The organism is Legionella navarrensis, assembly GCF_052527415.1.
In genome coordinates, this window is the sequence record NZ_JBNVZR010000002.1 from 112,116 (window position 1) to 128,042 (window position 15,927).

A 15,927-nucleotide genomic window follows, 5' to 3' on the forward strand; every position below is an offset into this window, starting at 1 on the left:
ATTAATGTGAATTAATCGTTCCACCAACGCTCCAGCACGGGATAGAGGGGTTCGATGAGCTTTCAAAAAAATGCGTCAGGGCATCCAGCGTGGCTCAGAATCCTTTGCTTCCCCTTTCAAAACCGCGCAGCCAAGTATCGCGGCAGTGACCGCGAATAATCCCCAGCCAGCCAGTAAAAGGGTGGGGCGCCGGTCTGATGACACTGGTATCGGGCTGCTGGCAGCAGCTCGCGGGGGATGCAGGATTTCCATTTCTTCCAAAGTAGGCGAGGCTTGAAATTCGTCTCCCGGAGAGACGCGATGCACGGTGACGAAACCCATTCGAGTAGAACTCGAGCGTTCAAGCGACAGTTGTGAGATTTTGGGCGTATAGCCTGCCTCTTTTGGTATACCGCAAGAGCCTTCTCCGCATTGAGAATGCGAACACACCCCTTCGTAGAAATGCATCATGTCCTCGCCGGCTATCCAGCTATTGTCTAACATAACCTGTCGGAGTTGCTCCAGTTGTTTTGTTTTCCATGTAAAACTGTCGATGGCCACCCCCCTGTCGTGTAAGGGGTTGAGGTATGAAATGAGAATGGGGCGGCGCTCCCCTTCAACAGCATAAGTAGCAATTAATGTTTTTTCTTCTGGGGTAACTGAGTGCTTATCGAGTCTTGTTAACTCTTTCCCAAGAATATGAGCCAGATAACCCGCAATGTAATCTGGATAAGCATGAAACGTTGCAATGGCGCTGAGGTACTGTTCATTATGTAAAAACCAGGAAGAAACTCCCGTCTTGATCATCCCTGGCGCGTCTTTTTTTCCACACTCATAATCAGCCTGATTGAAGTGGAAATGCCGTAGAAGATCGTCTTTTCTTCGTTGATCATAGTCTACGACAAGGTTTTTGAAAAAAAAAAACGTTGGCTCCCGGCATATTGTATGATCAAAGGTAAAAACGGCAACCCGGTAATTATTACGATCCTTCATGCAGACTATCCTGATAAATTGACGCTTCTGGTTTTATTGTTCATATAGTGCCATTGGTGGAGGGATAGTCAAGCATTTTGTCTCTGGGCGACGTGTCCGGCCGGCGTTGCCCCTGACAGGTTACGGCTGTATCATTTTTTTCTGCATGAATCAGAGCAGTATTTTACCTCTTCCCAGACTTTTTCCCATTTTTTTCGCCAGGTAAAAGGCCGGCCGCATCGAGCGCATAATTTCTCAGGAAGATGCTGTTTTTTTACGCCTTTAGTCATTTAAACCACCTTTATACGTAACTACTACTATTTCCATTTAGTTTTAACATGCAAGTGTCATCCCCGCGCTGCGAGGATCTATTCTCCAGCGTAGCATTGTGCGCAAATCATGGATGGAAAATGAACCCACGTCATCCTGAACGTAGTGAAGGATCTCCTGATTTTGGCTCCATGCTAAACCATTTGAGATCCTTCGCTACGCTCTGGATGACGTACCTGGGCTGTTACTATCCGAGGATAACAACAATGTAAGTTTTGAACTTACGATGGCAATTATGGACGATTTCCCGTATTACGACTTCGTCTAATATGGGCTACGCTTCTTACATTTTATACGTGGGAGTGACCGGATTACCATCAACAGTAATGTTCCCTTTATTAAACAGAATCTCATTTTTTCCTGAATACTCGACTCCATCAATCGTCGCTTTTACACCATCAACTTCACTGACAGGCTGGAACATCTTCAAAAAAGCAGCTTGAGCCGGTGAAAGAATTTTATCATATTCAGTCGCTGTGATTTTGAATACACCGTCTCCGAGTATGGTTACAGTCATATCTTTAGTGAAGATTCTATCGGCAATATTAACGTTTCCAGCTACCCAATCCTTTCCGCGCTGACTGGCAATGATGCCATCCACATAAGCTGTGCTTTCCTTCACAAGGGGTTTTATATACCGTTCGCTACTACTCATAATTTACTCCTGGTTAATAAGATTTTGGCTAAATAATAAATTCAGAGAGAAACGCTTACCACCGTAATAAATACGGTTAAGGCAGAATTGTTACCGCAAAAAACCAACACAAATCTGACGTGATTTAATGGATACACACACCCATTAACGAGGATTAATTTTTCACTCTGATCGCGGGCCACAGTATGCGAGCCATGACTATCGTAAGTTATTAAAAAACCATGGTTATGTTGGTAATATGAGTAGAAAAGGGGATTGCAGGGATAATGCCATGCCGGAAAGCTTCTTTGGCAAGGTAATCCCCCCTCTCATAATCTGTATTGGAGGAGATTCTGCATAAAAAATCAAAATTCAGTGACTGCCAAATATTATCTATCTTAAAGCAGGTAAAAGGCCGGCCGCAACGAGCGCATAATTTCTCAGGAAGATGCTGTTTTTTTACGCCTTTAGTCATTTAAACCACCTTTATACGTAACTACTACTATTTCCATTTAGTTTTGACATGCAAGTGTCATCCCCGCGCTGCGCGGATCTATTCTCCAGCGTAGCATTGTGCGCAAATCATGGATGGAAAATGAACCCACGTCATCCTGAACGTAGTAAAGGATCTCCTGATTTTGGCTCCATGCTAAACCATTTGAGATCCTTCGCTACGCTCTGGATGACGTACCTGGGTAGCTGCCTTTATACAGGAATATTGAAAAATCAGGCTCTCCTTTCGGCCAGGGCAGAAGCGACCGCACAATGTTTTTTTAAGCCTGCTCTCAATCGTTGCGTCTGTTGATTATAGACAACGGGATGGCATGTGAAAATGAAAAAGGCAGCGTAGGTCGAGCGCTTCGCCCGACATGTCCTTGCGCAGGCGTTATGAACCGATTCTCAACCCTAATGCTTAAATCCTCTGATGCGGGTCATCACCATGCTGATCTGATGCTTGTCACAGGCTTCAATAACCATGCGATCCCGGCGTGAGCCGCCGGGCTGGATGATCGTTTTAATCGAGGAGCGGGCAATGAGTTCAATACTGTCTTCAAAAGGGAAAAAGCCATCCGATGCCAGTACCGCGTTTTGTAAGTCGCCGTTTTTTGCGCGTAATAGAGCCTGATGGACGGCATCCACTCTGTTCGTTTGCCCAATTCCCATGGCCAGGGTCACGCCGTTTTTCACAATCACGATGGCATTTGACTTCATATGTCGAACCACCTGAAATGCGGTAGACAAGTCGGAATACAAGGCTTTCTCTGGTTTTTTTGAGGTGGGCACAAGACATGTTTCAATATTTAAAAGACGGGAGTCGGGTGTCTGGATTAGAAACCCATTCAAGGCCGTGCGGATTTCCATTACGGGTTGATGTCTGGTAAACGTCACGATGCGACCTGTTGCTTTTTTCTGAAGAATGTCACGAGCCTCTGCCGTGTAGTCAACGGCTGCAATGACCTCAAAAAAATGTGCTTTTAAAAATAACGCGGTGTCTTTATCAACGCGCTGATTCAAAACCACAATCCCACCGAATGCGCTTTTTTCATCGGCATGATAGGCCCATTCAACAGCCTGTTTTGCGGACGGCCCTAATGCTACGCCACAGGGATTTGTGTGTTTAATAATCGCACATGCGGGGGTGTCGAATTCTGAAACCAATCGGATACCGGCGTCGAGATCCAGCAGATTATTATAAGAAAGAGGCTTCCCCTGGAGTAATTGAATATTGGGATGCTCATCGCGCCCATTGTAGAAATGGGCGGCCTGATGTGGGTTCTCCCCATAAGACAAATCGATTGTTTTTTGCAGTTGGAGAGATTTTGTATTCTCTTCTCCACACCAGCGGCTTATCTCAGCATCGTATTTTGAAATGTTTGAAAAAGCACGCGCGGCCATTTTTTTTCTAAACTCTAAACCCGTCTCGATGCCCAGCGACTGCAAGGCCTCCATTAAGACCGGATAATCCTTTGTATCACTGACCACCGTGCAATATTCATAGTTTTTAGCAGCGGCCCGGATTAAAGATACGCCGCCAATGTCAATGTGCTCCATGTCCTGATGTTGTGAAAAATCATACAAATCGACAATGACAAAATCAATGGGCTCGACCTTCATTTGCTGCAGCTCCTGCCTGTGCTTTATATTCTTTCGATCAGCCAGAATTCCACTGAACAATGCGGGATGCAGTGTTTTAACCCGTCCATCGAGGATGGGTGAGATATTTAAGTAATCTTCTATCGATAGTACCTCAATCTTATTTTCACTTAAAAACGCTGCCGTCCCTTTTGAGGCAATTAATCGTACATCAAGATTAACCAATGCTCTGGCAACATCCGCTAATCCGTTTTTATTACTGACTGAAATAAATGCTGTTTTCATGACCTTTGCCTCTGTTTCAACAGGAGATTAACCTCATTTAGAGAGATGTGTTTTGCGACCAGCAGCACTAAGAGGTGATACAACAAATCCGCTGCTTCGTTTATTGTTTCCTGTTTATCGCCGCAACTGGCCGCAAGGGCTACCTCAACGCCTTCTTCCCCTACCTTTTGTGCCATTCGCTTCAATCCCTGCTCAAACAGCTGAGTGGTATAATGCTGCTCTGGCCGCTCTCGATATCGGGAAAGAATCACCTCCTCAAGATGAAATAAGGTAGAAAATGCGGCTGAATAATCACCAAAACAACTCGGTTGATTTAAGTGACAACATGGCCCCTTAATTTCAGCCAGGATAAGCAGGGCATCGTCATCACAGTCTGTTACTATCTGCACAACGCTAAGGATATGTCCTGATGTCTCACCTTTCATCCACAGGCGTTTTTTGGTGCGACTGTAAAAGGTCACCCGCCCCGTTTCGCAGGTGGCGCAAAGAGCCTCCTGATTCATATAACCCAACATCAAAACCTGCCCTGTTTGATTATCCTGAATAATGGCCGGTAACAGGCCATTTATTTTTTCCCAGTCAATAGTAGGAACATTGCGTGTTATCATCATCTCACCACGATTTGTTGTTGCGCTAAAAATGTCTTTAAAGCAGGAATGGATAATAGTCTGTCGTGAAATACACTGGCCGCTAAAGCGCCATCAACCTGCGCTTCCTTAAAGGCATCCAGAAAATCCTGTGACTGACCAGCACCCCCAGAAGCAATTAAGGGCGTCTGGGTTACCTGCCGTATCTTTTTTAACTGAGCAAGGTCGTAGCCTTTTTTTACACCATCCTGATTCATGCAGTTCAGGACGATTTCACCGGCCCCCAATGCCTGTACTTCCTGCACCCATTCCGTGGTTCTGCGCCCCGTTTTCCTGGTCTTAAGCTGAGAACCTGTGTATTGATAGACCTCATAATCGTTATTATTTTCAAAGCTATCAATGCCCACGACAATCGACTGACTGCCAAATTCCTGTGCCAGCTCCTGAATTAACTGCGGGCGCTCCAGTGCCGGAGAGTTAATGGAAATTTTATCGGCCCCGGCCTGAAATACCGCGCGGGCATCTGAAACGGACCTGATGCCGCCGGCGACACAAAAGGGAATATCGAGCAATCTGGAAATGTGTGTCACCCAGTTTTTATCAAGCATTCGGTTTTCGCTGCTGGCCGTAATATCATAAAAAACCAATTCGTCCGCGCCCTGGTCTCTGTAAAAGGCCGCGTGATCTTCGACCCGGCCAAGATCGCGGTGATGACGAAATTGAACGCCTTTCACAACACGCCCGTCTTTGACATCTAAACAAGGAATAATACGCACGCTTAACATGATAATGCCTCTGATAAATCGAACTTTTTCTCATACAGTGCCCGTCCCATAATGGCACCGGACACATTGATACGTTTGAGGCGGCGAAGATCATCCAGCTGACTGATGCCGCCTGAGGCCTGAATATTCAATTCTGGAAACTGCGCTGTCATCTGCCGATATAAATTCATATTAGGCCCGCTCAGTGCACCATCACAGCTGATATCGGTGCAGAGAATGTGTTGGGCACCTGAGGCTGCAAAGCGCGCAACGATGTCAAACAAAGCAATATCGGTCACATTCTGCCAGGCCTGCGTCATGACCATCGGCGTGTCGCCATCAAAAGCGACATCAAACGCTAACACAATGCGTTCGGGTCCATATTGTTTTAACCAGGCTTCAACCCGTTCAGGTGACGTGCAGGCGAGACTGCCAATCACAACACGACCGGCGCCTGCTGCAAAATAAGCATCAATCTGAGCCTCTGTCCGAATGCCGCCACCGACCTGAATATTGACCGGAATACGCCTTAATAATTCGTTGATAAGGGACGCCTGATTGTCGTCGGGATTTTTAGCGCCATCCAGATCAACCAGATGCAGCCAGGCCGCCCCTTTATCCAGAAACTGTTTTGCAGCGTCTATTGGCTTATCCTGGTAGACCGTTTCTTTAGCATAATCTCCTTGATATAAGCGCACACACTGACCAGCACGGATATCAATAGCAGGATAAATAATCATAGCGTTTGCTCCAGAAAATTTTTTAATACCTGATGACCTGTTGCTCCTGATCGTTCAGGATGAAACTGCACGCCCATAAAATTCCGGTATTCTACGGCGGCAGAAAAGCGCGAGCCGTAGTCTGTTTCTGCAATCGTATGGCTGGACACCGGGGCTGCAAAATTATGGACATAATAAACATAGGCATTCTGCGCAATACCCCGCATCAACGCCGAAGAAGCGCGCGTAGTAATCGTGTTCCAGCCCATGTGAGGCAGACAGAGACCGGGAATACGAGGCAGCCTGTTAACGGCTCCCTTCAAAATACCGAGACCCGGTGTGGCGCCTTCTTCTGAATAATCAAATAAAACCTGCATGCCGACACAGATTCCCAGCACGGGTCTGGTTGTTGCCTTTAATATCTCAACCAATCCCAGGTTATTTAATCGATTCATGACTGTTTCTGCTGAGCCAACACCGGGTAAAATGATATGACTGGCCTGCTCAATATCCTGTGGCCTGCTGCTTACAGTCACCTGCTTATTTAAGCGCTCTATGGCATTGCTAATCGAGATCAGATTCGCGCCACCGCTATCGACAATCACAATCATAAAATCCCCTTCGTACTCGGAATACCCATACCACTGCATTGTTTGGCATCACGAAATGCCCGGCCAAACCCTTTAAACAGACTCTCAACCTGATGATGCGCATTGCTTCCCCGCATTTTTAAGTGCAGTGTCGCCCTTAATGCCTGCGTCAGTGACTGAAAGAAGTGAGGGACCATGTCGGTTGGCAGATCACCCACCCGTTCCCGGGAAAATTCCCCATCAAACATAAAATAAGGACGCCCGCTTAAATCCAGTGCCACTTCAGCCAGGGCTTCATCCATCGGTAACAAAAATCCATACCGATTCGTGCCACACTTATCACCTAAAGCCCGGCGCAGCACGTCGCCTAAAACCAGCGCGGTATCCTCAATTAAATGATGCTCATCGACCCGTAAATCACCGACTGCCTTAAGTTCAAGGCTGATGCCGGCATGCCGTGCGATTTGTTCGAGCATGTGATCAAAAAAACCAAGGCCGGTATCTATGTTGATAAACTGTTCCTTATCTATATCTACCCGGGCTTCTATCGTTGTTTCAGCGGTTTTTCTCTGAACACTGGCCACCCGATGTCTATGCTCAATCTGTGCGACAATAGCTGGCCAGTTATTCTGATTTCTATGGTATAAAAATCCTTTGAGCCGCATTTTTTCTGCCAATAAACAGTCTGTGGCTCTATCGCCAATAACGTAAGAACGCTGCCTGTCGAGGTCAGCCATGGCTAGATAATCAAGCACCAGACCAAGGCCAGGTTTTCTGCATTCACAGCCATCTGATTCCCAGTGTGGACAAATGTGAACCGCATCAAACGCAATCCCCTGCGAACTCAAAAGACTGAGCAGTTTTTCCTGAACCGAATCAAACGCAGCCTGTGGATAGCGGCTGCTTCCCAGACCATCCTGATTACTGAGCATCACCAGACGATATCCCAGTGATTTGAGTCGCAATAAGGCCGGAATGACGCCTGGCTCCAGGGCCAGCTTTTCTAATGAGTCGATTTGTTTATCTGCGGGCTCATCAATCAGGGTGCCGTCTCTGTCAATAAATAGAATTTTTTGTTCAGACATAGGAAAGCACCTCTTTTAAACGCTTATTTTCCTCCGCGGTGCCTATCGTGATACGCACACAGTTTTCAAGCCCCAGAAGATTAACCCGCGAGCGGATAATGATGTCATGCGCTTTACAGACATCCATCCATGTGGAAGCATCGTTTACCTTAACCAGTAAAAAATTAGCCTGGGATGGATACACATACTCCACAGATGGAAGCGTCGCAAGAAACGCCCTCAACCTGTCGCGCTCCTGTCGTATGGTCTGAATTTCGGCGCGCACCAGGGCTTGATTCTCTATCGATAAGGCCTTCATGGCCGCGCGCTCTACTGGCATTGGAATCGGATAGGGAGCCATCACGTTCATGAGCAGCGCAATCATACTGCCATCGGCAATGAGCGCGCCTAATCGAGCCCCGGCTAAACCAAATGCCTTGGAGAGCGTTCGTAAGACCACTAAATTTGGGTGTTGAAGAACAAGGTGACTCAGGCTGCCTGCTGTAGAAAATTCAATATAGGCTTCATCCAATACTATGATGGCCTGATCCTGAAATGCGCGGCACAACGTGATGACATCATCACCGCTTAAAATATTTCCGGCAGGATTATTCGGAGAACATAAAAAAATTAATTTTATGGCGGGATTGCGCAGGTTTAAAATAGTTTCCTTATTCAAAGAAAAGCCAGACTCTTTGTCCAGGGGGACCCGGATAATGCCTGCTCCCTGAATATTGGCTGCCACCTCATACATGCCGTAAGTGGGAGGAGTAATAAGAATGGCATCTTTGTTTGCTTCACAGAATACACGCGTTAATAAATCAATTCCCTCATCACTTCCTCGTGTCATGAGCAGCTGTGATGATTCGACACCATAGAGGTCTGCCAGTCTCTGTCTTAATAAGGCCGGTTGAGGATCGGGATAGCGGTTTAAGCCATCCTCACGCCAGAATGGATTTTCATTGGCATCCAGGCGTATCCCTTTCGGCATACTCTCTGTACGTGCCGAACTGTACGGAACCAGTTTTCGTATGGATTCTCTTGCGAGAGTAACAGCACATCTCATTATATTTCTCCTACAGCCTGCAGCCGGATATCCATGGCATTCTGGTGTGCATCCAGCCCCTCAATCCCGGTCAGCACACGTATCGTTTCAGCAATGGATGAAAGACCATCTTTTGTTAACTCCTGCACGGACATCGTTCTCATAAAATCCTGAACGGACAAACCACTGCAGGCCCTCGCAAATCCCGCCGTCGGTAGAACATGATTGGTTCCACTCGCATAATCTCCGGCTGATTCCGGAGAATAGGGCCCTAAAAACAGGGATCCCGCAGCATAAATGGCGGACACATACTGTCTCGGTTCGGATAACTGCAAAATCAAATGCTCGGGAGCGTAGGCATTGGCCAGTGCGATGGCATCCGCTTCATCTTCCATGACGACACAGACGCTCCGCCTGAGAGAACCCGTGGCGATACGGGCTCTTGATAAGGTCTGCAATTGAATGTCAATCTGACGGTTTACAGCCATTGCAAATGCCTCGCTCTTACAAATCAGAAAAACCTGCGAGTCTTCACCATGCTCTGCCTGTGACAGTAAATCGGCGGCGACGAACGCCGGATTTGCTGCGTCATCTGCGATAACCATCACCTCAGAAGGACCGGCAGGCATATCCAGCTGAGCACCATCTGGATCGAGTGAAACCAGCATTTTTGCCATGGTTACCCAGCGATTTCCCGGGCCAAAAATTTTATCGACCTTAGGAATACTCTCTGTACCATAAGCCATTGCGGCAATGGCCTGCGCTCCGCCAACCTTAAAAACATCCTGTATGCCGCAAAGGTATGCCGCAACCAGGATATAAGGATTAATCGCGCCTGTCTGATCAGGAGGGGCACATAATACCCGTAAAGGGCAGGCCGCCATGCGCGATGGCACCCCCAGCATCAATACGGTGGAGACCAGAGGAGCGCTGCCTGCCGGTACATATAGACCAACGCGCTGAATAGGAATAACAACACGCTCACAGACAATACCAGGTGATGTTTCCATACGGTAACCGGCGGGCTTCTGTTGCTGATGGAAAGCCGTCAAAAGCGTTATCGCCTGTTCAAATGCCCGTATCACCTGAGGCTGAACCTGGTTCATGGCGGCATCAAATTCTTCCTGAGTGACGCGCAATGTACTCAGCGTCACGTTATCGAATTGCTGCGTCAGTGCGAACAGAGATTCATCTCCCCGCAATTGAACTTTTTTGATCAGATCACGTACGTCTTTTGTGAATGTCTCCGGTGATAAGGTGCCAGGTCTTTGTAACAAAGCTTTTTTCTGAGCCTCTGATAAGTTGCTCCACAATAACGGTTTTAACATCACATGCTCCTACGCCAGCATTTTTTCAATAGGCAAAACCAGGATACTTGTTGCCCCTGACTGCTTAATACGCTCCAGGGTATCCCAAAAAATCTGTTCTCTCGAAACGACATGGACAGCCACTTTATCCTCTGACTCGCTCAGGGGCAGTACCGTAGGCATTTCGGCTCCCGGCAGGCATTCACAAATGTTTGCCAGTTCTGAAACCGGAGCATGAAACATAATGTATTTTCGCGTGTCCGCTTCACGTACAGCGCCAACGCGTCGAAGCAACATGTCTAGCAATTGTTTCTTTTGTAAATTCAGTGGCTGCATCGTTTGAATAAACGTTGCCTGGCTTTTAAGAACGGTATCGACCTCTATCAGTTTATTTTCTTCCAGGGTCTGGCCCGTTGATACGAGATCACAGATGACATCGGCCATACCCATGCGGGGCGCCATTTCTACTGAACCTGAAAGAACGATACATTCGGCATCCACGGCGTGTTCATTAAGATAGGCGCCTAATAGATTGGGATAACTGGTCGCAATGCGTTTTCCATTGAGACTGCTGGGGCCTTGCCAGTCAAATGGCAGGGGTACGGCAATCGACAACCGGCAGACACACACACCCAGCCGGGCAAGCACTTGAACCTGGCGGTCAGATTCCCCTGTCTTTTCAAACAGCACATTCTCGCCAACGATTCCCGCATCACACAGACCATCGAATACTAACGCTGGAATGTCATCATCACGGACAAACAGCAGATCAATCGGAAAATTATCAACATGTGCCAGTAACCCATTGTCTTTTAACCGAAACTGTAAGCCACACTGTTTCAACAGAAACAGTGACTCGTCTGCCAGTCTGCCTTTTTTTTGTAAGGCTATTCTCAATCGTGTATTCATTAGTTGCCACCTCGTTATTATGCGATAATGTTATAGCGCATTAGAACATTATCGCATGGTAGCACTCGTGCTGAGAAAGTGTCAACAATTTAAGCAAATAAAAAACGTGTTGTTAACGGCGGGAAGGGTTACTTATGCTGAGGGAAGTCTATCTGCGATGAGGGTATAGCCTCCCTCGCCGAGGTTAATACAGCGTGCAATACGTGTAATTGTTGCAACACTGACCCCAGTGCGCTCATGAATGGTGCGATAGGGAATACCGAGGCGGACCATGGGAACTACCTGCCAGCGATCAGCCATGGCTTCAAGCTCTGCCGGGGTGCACAGATCAGTAAAGAAACGCAATGCCTCGTCCTGATTCTCAATCAATGAAATGGCATGCATTAATTCCGCTATTTTTGCGTCTAATTCTTTGGCCATTGTCTAATCTATCGTCTGATAATGTATTAGTATACTAGCACCAAATCCGGTATGTCACAAAGGAAAGCCTGATTCACCAAAGACTTTAAAGTTGACGTGTTGAACGGCTCCTGCCTACAATCTTCAGTCTCTTCTAACCAGGATGGGTCTATTATTTATGAGTGCAGAAAATAAAAACTATCTCACTTTAACTGTCTGGATTGTCGTGCTCATAGGGATTGGAGGAGCGATTGGCTCTTTAACCAGACCAGAAATCAGCGCCTGGTACAGCACGCTGAATCGGTCAGCTCTGACGCCTGCAAATTACGTATTTCCGATCGCCTGGACGGTTTTGTACGCTGTTATTGGCGCCTGTGGATGGCTCATTTGGCGTGCTCAGGAGTTTCCTGGACTACGGCTTATCAAAACCCTGTATGTCACTCAGCTCATCCTGAACTGGATGTGGACGCCTTTGTTCTTCCATTACCATTTAACCGGATTGTCGCTCCTGGTTTTGGGCCTTATGGATATTATGGTGGGGATGATAATCTGGCTGGCCTGTCAAAAGATAAAAACGGTCTCGTGGCTGATGATGCCCTATTTACTCTGGATTCTGTTCGCAAGCTACCTGAATTTTTACATATGGTGGTATAACTGAAAAATACGAATTTCAGAAACCCAGGAGTGCTCGAGTTGCTGCGTTTTGTCCTCCCTGCGCGGGAATGACAGCCCGGAGTTTTGTCCAGTACACAGAAGCCCGGTATAACCTCTAAAGTTTATCAGGACAGACCTGGAAATATACGATATATTTCCAGCGCAATTTTTCATAATAAGGATATTGAGATATGTCAAAAAAATCATATTTACCGCTTGCTTCGGCACTGATGCTGGCTCTGGGCTGTACCAATGGATTCGCAGAGGACAAAAATATGAGCGCCCCGGAACGATGTCATGCGTTGTATCAAAGCCTTTCAGAACTGGAGAGAACGGCACGCGATAACCTGTTACATGATTGTGCAGCCACATACAAAAAAGCCGCTCAATCTGTCACAGAAGCAGGAATCAACATTGTTGATGAAAACATGAATGCAATATTCAACCTCTCAAATGCACTCAGAGGCGTTAATTATACAGACGCGATTCACTGTGCAAACGCATCCGAGCTCGGCGCCATTGAGGATGAACTGAGTGAACTCATGGACTGGGTACGTAACCAGCTTTTCAAGAAGAAATAATTCCATAGGCACGCTATAACAGGGTGTGCACGTCCGCACACCCTGCCCCTGCAATCAATTCTTTGCCGGAGAATATTTCGAGGCGTTTATCTTTACTGCGCTGAGCCAGAACTCGCCGGCTTTTCAGACACAGGCATCTGTGAGCAGGCAGCGGATATGGCATCTACTTTTTCATACCATTGATCGTCTGTCATATCCTCGTTCTTTTTAGCCAGTTCAACCATCTGGGGTTGAACGCAGGTGCAAAACTGCGTGACTACGGTCTCAGGTGCGGTTTTGGTCTGAGGAGAAATGATACCCCACGAAGCCTGGCAGGCACTCATAACGTCCTCTGCCGTGACTTTGTCGAGACCAGGGCTGTCTTCAAGCGCATCGGCGGTGTTACGCAGCAGGGTTTGTCCCATGCAGGATTGAGCGGCCTTGTTCACTTCGTCCTGCGTTGTCAGTGATTTTCCGGCGGCGCAGCTGCAGTATTTTTCACCGAAATTCTGATAGTCTACCTTACCGTTTTCCGGTGCCGACTTCATCCACGCATTGACACAGACTGTTTTAAAATCCTGACCAGCCGGTGCGCTGGCCTCGGCTGAAAAAGGCAGCAGGAAAGGGAGGGCCATGAGAGCGGTTCGCATTGTGTTCAACATAATATCGTCCTTGATTCGTGATGATGACTGTAGTTAGTATAGACCAAAATAATTTTGTGCTCGAACCAACAGAAGGTCCATTGAATGTATAGTCTGATGCTGATTTTCCTGGCCCTGTTCCTGGTGCTGCTCAATGCATTTTTTGTGGCAGCTGAATTCAGCATGGTTAAGCTGCGTGCCACCCGGATTGAGGCCATTAAAGAGCACTATGGGCTGCGCGGACGCATTTTAGAGCAGGTTCACGGCCAGCTGGACGCGTATCTGTCCGCCTGCCAGCTGGGTATTACCCTGGCCTCTCTGGGACTGGGCTGGATAGGAGAGCCGGCGTTCGCCAGCCTGCTGGAACCTTTATTTCATCTCGTGGGAATCACATCCCCTCAGCTGCTCACCATTTCGGCTTTTTTTGTTGCTTTTTTTATCATCTCGTTTCTGCATATTGTGGTCGGCGAGCTGATGCCAAAATCACTGGCCATCCGCCAGGCAGAGCTGCTGTCAGTATGGACAGCCGTGCCCCTGTATGGCTTTTACTGGCTCATGTATCCCGCCATCTGGCTGTTAAATAACTGCTCGAATTTCCTGCTTGCCACCATGGGCTTTGATGTGTCCAGCCATCAGGAGGGATTTTACACCAGTAACGAACTCAAACTGATTTTAAGCGGCAGTCAGCTGCACGGCGAGCTGGACGAAGACGAACGCAATATTCTGGAACATACGCTGGACCTGGCTGAGCTCAGCGTGACCGAGGTCATGCGCCCGGCGGATGACATGATTACCCTGAACATCAACGAAGCGTTTGACCAGGTTTCGCGGAAAATTCTCGAAAACCGTTACAGTCGCTATCCTGTTTATGATCCGGTTGCCGAAGAAATCATCGGCATCATTCACGTCAAGGATCTGTTTTCCGACCTGCTCCTGAAAAAAGACATCAGCAGCCTGACACCCTATCTTCGTCCGGTGCTGAAGGTATCGTACCAATTGCCAGCCATGGATCTGCTGCGTAAATTTCGCAGTGGCATGCCACATTTTGCCCTGATTTACAAAAGCCGTGACAATCTGCTTGGTTACGTCACCCTCGATAATTTACTGCACGTCATGATTGGGCGAATCAAGGACGAGTTCCACAAAACCCACGACGACTGGGTAAAAAACGCCGATGGTTCAATAAGCACCAAAGGCGATTGCTCGATTTATTCTCTGGAGCGCGCGCTGGACTGCGATATTACGGTTACGGAAGACGAAGAAGAGCTCAACACGCTCTATGGTCTTATTATCACACGCTACGGCAAATTACCCAGAGAGGGTGACGTAATTTCGTTTGACGAGTTTGATGCAGTGATTGAAAAAATCCAGGACTCATATATTTCGCAGGTAAGAATCGTTCCAAAATTCAGTATCGATTGATGCGGCATGGCGGTTAAGGCCGGTCTATTGGTATAAGGCTTGTTTTCAGCGAGTTAAATAAACCCTGCTCGTATGTTTTTTCCGAAAACATCAGTTGTTCCCTGCCAAAAACCAGTACTGACGAACTGCGCGTGCCATAGCCATGCTCCGGTATTTCAACAAAAATCGAACTGAGCAGCTTTTCCAGCTCCTTGCCTACCCCGGTTTCAGGCAGCAGCCTGTCCGGCGCCTTGTGTGTATCAGACAACACGGGCAACAGAAGCTCGCTCACGGCCTCCGGCGTATCACAGGCAAGAAAGTCATTTTTCATCTGATGAAACAGTCTCTTTACCCGCGTCACTTTGTACCAGGGCGTATCCAGCAACGAGTTGCTCAGGCCATAAACACCCGGCTGCAGCTTTTTTGTTTCATACTCGACATTGGAATAGTAGTAAAGCCCGCTCTCGTCGCCAGCAATCAGGTTGAATTTATTGTATTGATCGGCCTCGCCCTTCAGCTCCTCAATGTACCGCCCGGCGGTCGTGGTTGAATCGGCCTGTAAATAACGCGCCACCAGCAGCCCCCTTGACCGCTTGAATGACTGATGCGCACTGGGATTTCGATAGTTAGTGACCAGACTGACGCGACCCTGCCTGGTCAGACCCAGCCAGGTACCCTGTTTAACCAGATCAATACCGGCATAAAGGTTCGGGGACTCCTTCCAGAAATCAGCTTCCAGACTGGCCCGCGAATAAAACTCATCCCGGTTGGATAAAATAACCAGGGGAAACCGAGGATGCTGATTGACAGCTATCAAGACAAGACACATGGCAGACTCAACGATAAGCTTTGTTTCGACTACAGCAGGTTCTGCCGTGATTTTCAAGAGACAGGACAAACCGATCCTGCTGAACCGTGACCGTCAGGGAGCGGTAACACTGGGTGCGCATATCACCATTCCTGCCGCTGGACAGATTCGGAAAACTTCCGCTC

18 protein-coding genes and 1 pseudogene are annotated in these 15,927 nt (G+C 47.7%); 4 read left to right on the forward strand and 15 right to left on the reverse strand.

Features of this window, described 5'->3' with window-relative positions; genetic code table 11:
• Positions 1–75: 75 nt before the first annotated feature.
• From ACQUTA_RS02185 to ACQUTA_RS02195, 3 genes are all read right to left on the reverse strand, one after another.
• Positions 76–972: a hypothetical protein gene (locus ACQUTA_RS02185; protein ID WP_444986551.1), complete on the reverse strand. Its 897-nt coding sequence runs from the start codon at positions 970–972 to the stop codon at positions 76–78.
• A 131-nt stretch (positions 973–1,103) separates the two neighbouring features.
• Positions 1,104–1,241 carry a DUF2256 domain-containing protein gene (locus ACQUTA_RS02190; RefSeq protein WP_444986552.1) on the reverse strand — a complete coding sequence of 46 codons (138 nt, stop codon included), beginning with the start codon at positions 1,239–1,241 and terminating at the stop codon, positions 1,104–1,106.
• Between the two features lie 323 nt (positions 1,242–1,564).
• Positions 1,565–1,936: a hypothetical protein gene (locus ACQUTA_RS02195; protein ID WP_444986553.1), complete on the reverse strand. Its 372-nt coding sequence runs from the start codon at positions 1,934–1,936 to the stop codon at positions 1,565–1,567.
• 148 nt (positions 1,937–2,084) lie between these two features.
• Here ACQUTA_RS02195 and ACQUTA_RS02200 point away from each other — a divergent pair.
• Positions 2,085–2,234 (forward strand): annotated as a pseudogene (locus ACQUTA_RS02200) (IS3 family transposase); the annotation flags it as partial.
• A 587-nt stretch (positions 2,235–2,821) separates the two neighbouring features.
• On the opposite strand, the gene purH reads toward ACQUTA_RS02200, so the two are convergent.
• From purH to ACQUTA_RS02250, 10 genes are all read right to left on the reverse strand, one after another.
• Positions 2,822–4,294: a bifunctional phosphoribosylaminoimidazolecarboxamide formyltransferase/IMP cyclohydrolase gene (purH, locus tag ACQUTA_RS02205; protein WP_444986554.1), complete on the reverse strand. Its 1,473-nt coding sequence runs from the start codon at positions 4,292–4,294 to the stop codon at positions 2,822–2,824.
• The gene (gene hisIE / locus ACQUTA_RS02210; protein ID WP_444986555.1) at positions 4,291–4,905 is read right to left on the reverse strand and encodes a bifunctional phosphoribosyl-AMP cyclohydrolase/phosphoribosyl-ATP diphosphatase HisIE; all 615 of its coding nucleotides are present in this window, start codon (positions 4,903–4,905) and stop codon (positions 4,291–4,293) included. Before hisIE ends, purH begins: the two co-directional genes overlap by 4 nt.
• Entirely contained in the window at positions 4,902–5,666 is a 765-nt protein-coding gene (hisF, locus tag ACQUTA_RS02215) for an imidazole glycerol phosphate synthase subunit HisF (RefSeq protein ID WP_444986556.1), read from the reverse strand. The genes hisIE and hisF overlap by 4 nt, the downstream gene beginning before the upstream one ends.
• Positions 5,660–6,385, reverse strand: a complete 726-nt coding sequence (gene hisA / locus ACQUTA_RS02220; protein ID WP_444986557.1) for a 1-(5-phosphoribosyl)-5-[(5-phosphoribosylamino)methylideneamino]imidazole-4-carboxamide isomerase — start codon at positions 6,383–6,385, stop codon at positions 5,660–5,662. The genes hisF and hisA overlap by 7 nt, the downstream gene beginning before the upstream one ends.
• Entirely contained in the window at positions 6,382–6,975 is a 594-nt protein-coding gene (gene hisH, locus ACQUTA_RS02225) for an imidazole glycerol phosphate synthase subunit HisH (RefSeq protein WP_444986558.1), read from the reverse strand. The genes hisA and hisH overlap by 4 nt, the downstream gene beginning before the upstream one ends.
• Positions 6,972–8,039, reverse strand: coding sequence for a bifunctional histidinol-phosphatase/imidazoleglycerol-phosphate dehydratase HisB (hisB, locus tag ACQUTA_RS02230; RefSeq protein WP_444986559.1), 1,068 nt, complete (start codon positions 8,037–8,039; stop codon positions 6,972–6,974). Before hisB ends, hisH begins: the two co-directional genes overlap by 4 nt.
• On the reverse strand, positions 8,032–9,084 hold the full coding sequence (gene hisC, locus ACQUTA_RS02235; RefSeq protein WP_444986560.1) for a histidinol-phosphate transaminase: 1,053 nt from the start codon (positions 9,082–9,084) through the stop codon (positions 8,032–8,034). The genes hisB and hisC overlap by 8 nt, the downstream gene beginning before the upstream one ends.
• Complete coding sequence (hisD, locus tag ACQUTA_RS02240; protein WP_444986561.1) at positions 9,084–10,391, reverse strand: histidinol dehydrogenase; 1,308 nt, start codon at positions 10,389–10,391, stop codon at positions 9,084–9,086. Before hisD ends, hisC begins: the two co-directional genes overlap by 1 nt.
• A gap of 9 nt (positions 10,392–10,400) precedes the next feature.
• Positions 10,401–11,279, reverse strand: a complete 879-nt coding sequence (hisG, locus tag ACQUTA_RS02245; RefSeq protein WP_444986562.1) for an ATP phosphoribosyltransferase — start codon at positions 11,277–11,279, stop codon at positions 10,401–10,403.
• Positions 11,280–11,411: 132 nt separating this feature from the next.
• Complete coding sequence (locus ACQUTA_RS02250; RefSeq protein ID WP_444986563.1) at positions 11,412–11,699, reverse strand: YerC/YecD family TrpR-related protein; 288 nt, start codon at positions 11,697–11,699, stop codon at positions 11,412–11,414.
• Positions 11,700–11,856: 157 nt separating this feature from the next.
• Here ACQUTA_RS02250 and ACQUTA_RS02255 point away from each other — a divergent pair, with 157 nt between their 5' ends.
• A complete protein-coding gene (locus ACQUTA_RS02255) occupies positions 11,857–12,336 on the forward strand; it encodes a TspO/MBR family protein (protein ID WP_444986564.1) in 480 nt (159 codons plus the stop codon).
• A gap of 187 nt (positions 12,337–12,523) precedes the next feature.
• Positions 12,524–12,913: a hypothetical protein gene (locus ACQUTA_RS02260; protein WP_444986565.1), complete on the forward strand. Its 390-nt coding sequence runs from the start codon at positions 12,524–12,526 to the stop codon at positions 12,911–12,913.
• A 92-nt stretch (positions 12,914–13,005) separates the two neighbouring features.
• Here the strand turns inward: ACQUTA_RS02260 and ACQUTA_RS02265 are convergent, their stop codons facing one another.
• Positions 13,006–13,554 (reverse strand): hypothetical protein, encoded by a 549-nt coding sequence (locus ACQUTA_RS02265; protein ID WP_444986566.1) that lies wholly within the window; start codon positions 13,552–13,554, stop codon positions 13,006–13,008.
• A gap of 84 nt (positions 13,555–13,638) precedes the next feature.
• On the opposite strand from ACQUTA_RS02265, the gene ACQUTA_RS02270 reads away from it, so the two are divergent.
• On the forward strand, positions 13,639–14,955 hold the full coding sequence (locus ACQUTA_RS02270; RefSeq protein WP_444986567.1) for a hemolysin family protein: 1,317 nt from the start codon (positions 13,639–13,641) through the stop codon (positions 14,953–14,955).
• 13 nt (positions 14,956–14,968) lie between these two features.
• On the opposite strand, the gene ACQUTA_RS02275 is transcribed toward ACQUTA_RS02270, so the two are convergent.
• The gene (locus ACQUTA_RS02275; RefSeq protein WP_444986568.1) at positions 14,969–15,832 is read right to left on the reverse strand and encodes an NRDE family protein; all 864 of its coding nucleotides are present in this window, start codon (positions 15,830–15,832) and stop codon (positions 14,969–14,971) included.
• Between the last annotated feature and the right edge of the window lie 95 nt (positions 15,833–15,927).